Annotated in this window: 3 protein-coding genes and 1 pseudogene; 2 read left to right on the forward strand and 2 right to left on the reverse strand. The window is 69.9% G+C overall.

Annotated features, from left to right (window positions below; genetic code table 11):
* Positions 1-100 precede the first annotated feature (100 nt).
* Positions 101-574: pseudogene (locus FV230_RS27470) on the reverse strand (hypothetical protein); the annotation flags it as partial.
* A gap of 141 nt (positions 575-715) precedes the next feature.
* Between FV230_RS27470 and FV230_RS27475 the strand changes: the two are divergent.
* Complete coding sequence (locus tag FV230_RS27475) at positions 716-943, forward strand: hypothetical protein (protein WP_147729635.1); 228 nt, start codon at positions 716-718, stop codon at positions 941-943.
* Between the two features lie 197 nt (positions 944-1,140).
* Complete coding sequence (locus FV230_RS27480) at positions 1,141-1,671, forward strand: hypothetical protein (protein ID WP_147844619.1); 531 nt, start codon at positions 1,141-1,143, stop codon at positions 1,669-1,671.
* 304 nt (positions 1,672-1,975) lie between these two features.
* Here FV230_RS27480 and FV230_RS30105 read toward each other — a convergent pair.
* The coding region (locus FV230_RS30105; protein WP_187275650.1) for a hypothetical protein at positions 1,976-2,242 on the reverse strand (267 nt) is incomplete at its 5' end.

Raw genomic sequence — 2,242 nt, forward strand, 5'->3', positions numbered from 1 at the left:
CCCCCCCCCCCCCCCCCCCCTTTTTTTTTTTAATTATACGGCGACCACCTATATCTACAGTTATGGTGTCGTCGGCTGCGTCATTTTTGTATATTATACTGGGCGCCCGCCGCATCAGCCGCGGGCGCCAGACGCCGAGCACCACGTTGGCGGTGGCGACGACCAAGAGCAGCCACAGGGTGTTGCGCTCGGGCCCGAGCGACTGGGCCAGCGTCGCCGGGTCGAGGCGGCCGGCCAAGGCCGCGGCGCTCAAGTCGGCTTCCTGCCGCATCGGTCCCTGGACGTAGACGAGGCCGCCCTCGAACATCAGCACGCCGGTGGCGAGCTTCGCCCAGGCCCAGACCGCCCGGTGGAAGGCGCGCTGCGCCAGGGCGAGGAGGCCGGCCAGCAGCGTCAGCGCCAGCGCGGGCAGGAAGATCCAGGTGGCGACCGCGCCCATTGCGCCGCGCATCAGCGCGTATCCGGCCCGGTCGGCCGGCGGCGGCACGAACGTGAACAGCACGAGCAGGCAGGCCAACGCCCCCATCAGCCCGACCGCGCCCATCGTGTGCAGGAACTTCAGGAGGCGTCGCACGGCGTTCCATCCTCCCTCGGGGCCGAGGCTCATGAGCCGCGGCGGCGACAGGGTAGACCGGGAATCGGGATCGCGCACGCGACACGCCGTCCCGGCCCCCGGCGGCAGGCAACGGACGGCCCGCTCACGGGTTGGCCCGGCATGACGAGCATCGCCATCATGATCGGAACGCCGACGGGCTCGAAGCTCCTGGCCGCGGCGAGCGAGCGGCAGGCCGCCCTGTCGGCCGAACGGATCATCCTGCGCTGCCCGCGCGCCGCCCTGCCGGTGCCGCTCTGGGTCCAGTGCGCCGACCCGGCGATCTCGGCCCGGCTCACCACCTATCTCGGCGGCCTCCAGGCCGAGCTGATCGGCGTCCCGGCGGCCTGACGCCGGGCGGCGGGGCGGATCGAGATCCGGTTCGCGCACGCGACGGTGCCGCGAACCGGTGCGGCGATCTCCGCCAGGCTCTTGCGTTTCCCAATTCGCTCGGGCCGGTGGCCATGACGGGTTCGGTGGCGAGCCTTGCGGCATGCAAGCTTTGCCGGTTGCGCGGCCTAGGCCCGAAGACCTATCCGGAATGGGCCATGGCCTATTTCGACCACGTAATCGATGGCGTGAGGCTCGACCTTGCCCATCTGGAGCCGCGCCGTCTGACGTTCTTCGTCGACAAGATCGGCCGTGCGCTGTCGATCGAGGTACGCTTCTCGAATCACTGCTTCACCGTCGGTTTCCACAACGAACGTCACGACCGCCAGCACCTGATCTGGGACCATCGGAGCCGTCGCGCATACGATCCCGCGCGGCACGAACTCTCCCGCCGATTGCCGGCCATCGTCGACGCTTTGCCGGGTCCCTCGGTCTACATGACGCCGACGGATCGGAACTACGTCTACTTCGCCAACGTCGTGCTGGCCGATGGCGCGTGCTATCCGATGTACTTCAGCCTCCGCCGGGCGGCGGCCGGGCATCGGCAGCAACTGCTCATCGTCGTCGAGAGCGCGTACCCGGTGCAGGATCGGCGGCGGGTGCTGGCCGGCACGACCAAGATCAGCTTCGCGGTCCTGTGCGCGAAGGTGTACCAGGGTGATCGGGTGCGGCCCCGGGCGCGGCGCTGAGGCATTCTCAAGCGCGGTGGAGCCCGGCTCGCGTGAGGAAGATGCGATCTCACGACAGGGCCGCGCCCTTTCCGGCGGGCCGGCATCCACGGTTCGAGACGGCTCCGGACGTGAAAGGCCCCTCGCTCACGGGGAGGAGGGGCCATCACTCGCCGGGACACTTGGCTATCTCGCGTTGCGCGTGGACCGACTGCGGTTGCCCGTCGTCGGCGGCCTGGGGCTATCGCGGCAAGCCGCTCAGGCGATCCGTCCCCAGGCACGGAATAAGGCACGCGCAGGCCGGAATTTCAAGGTTTCCTCTCCCTCAAGGTCCCTCGCGGCCCTCCTGCAGCCGCTCGACGCAACGGTAGCCGACGAAGCATTGCCGCTCGTCGCGGGTGGCCTCGTAATCGGGCCGCGTCGTCTCCTCGATGGTGCAGAAGCCGCCGTCGCGCACGATCCGCAGGTAGGTGAGCGGGCCGGTGCTCATCACCACGGCGCCTGCGCGGGCGACGAGGCCCGCGGCGGCGGCGCAGGTGAGCACGCGGGTGTCGGGCCGTCCCCCGCCCCCGCTCGGCGCATCATCCTGCCC

Origin of the sequence: Methylobacterium sp. WL6, from assembly GCF_008040095.1 — a bacterium.
Taxonomy (GTDB): domain Bacteria; phylum Pseudomonadota; class Alphaproteobacteria; order Rhizobiales; family Beijerinckiaceae; genus Methylobacterium.

Excerpts from the sequence above, each read along its gene's own strand:
- FV230_RS27475 (WP_147729635.1), top strand. The coding sequence starts at position 716 with ATGACGAGCATCGCCATCATGATCGGAACGCCGACGGGCTCGAAGCTC.
- FV230_RS27480 (WP_147844619.1), top strand. The coding sequence starts at position 1,141 with ATGGCCTATTTCGACCACGTAATCGATGGCGTGAGGCTCGACCTTGCC.